This is a genomic window from Pseudoalteromonas sp. BMB, from assembly GCF_001709235.1.
Classification (GTDB): domain Bacteria; phylum Pseudomonadota; class Gammaproteobacteria; order Enterobacterales; family Alteromonadaceae; genus Pseudoalteromonas; species Pseudoalteromonas maricaloris.
In genome coordinates this window covers 1-223 of record NZ_MBQA01000068.1, presented here as the reverse complement: position 1 = coordinate 223, position 223 = coordinate 1, and the positions used below count along the sequence as shown (strand labels likewise).

The 223-nt window shown below is 47.5% G+C and carries 1 protein-coding gene; it reads right to left on the bottom strand.

The window, feature by feature from the left end; genetic code table 11:
- Positions 1-223: calponin homology domain-containing protein (locus tag BB427_RS06620; protein ID WP_139119025.1), on the bottom strand; the 223-nt coding region annotated here is incomplete at both ends.

The window sequence follows — 223 nt, the reverse complement described above, 5'->3', positions numbered from 1 at the left end:
CCCCTTGGAATCGATTGATGTTCTCCATCATCTTGAACTGACCTCCGGATGTGTTAATCTTTTGGATGCATCCGGGCATCAGTTTATTCATTAAGGTGCAAAGGACAGTTCCATCTCTCAGAACTTCTTCATATGGACCAGCGGGCAGTTTCTGCCCCAGGATTCCTTCAATCCATTGCAGGACCTCGGCTTCCAATTGAGGGTCTCTCTTTCCAGCAAGCTT